The organism is Oleiphilus sp. HI0079, from assembly GCF_001635105.1.
In genome coordinates this window covers 1-286 of sequence record NZ_LWFT01000421.1, presented here as the reverse complement: position 1 = coordinate 286, position 286 = coordinate 1, and the positions used below count along the sequence as shown (strand labels likewise).

Below are 286 nucleotides of genomic sequence, written 5' to 3'. Positions count from 1 at the left end.
AGGCGCCACCGGATATGTTTCAAAAAGCAGTCATATTTCAGAAATTATTAAGGCGATAAAAATAGTCGACCTGGGCGAGCGCTACCTTAGTGCTGATATCGCGCAAAATATTGCCTTAAATGATAGCGCAGACCCATTCGAAGACCTATCAAGTCGCGAGATGCAAATAGCGTCCATGATCATTGATTGTAGAAAGGTTCAGGATATATCTGATGCGCTTTGCCTTAGCCCAAAAACAGTGAATACCTATCGCTATCGTATTTTTGAAAAGCTAAAGATCCAAAGT

General features: G+C 41.3%; 1 protein-coding gene. It reads left to right on the top strand.

Annotated elements, in window-relative coordinates; translation table 11 throughout:
* Positions 1 to 286, top strand: a 286-nt coding sequence (locus A3750_RS05525; protein ID WP_231871731.1) for a LuxR C-terminal-related transcriptional regulator, incomplete at both ends; no start/stop codon positions are given.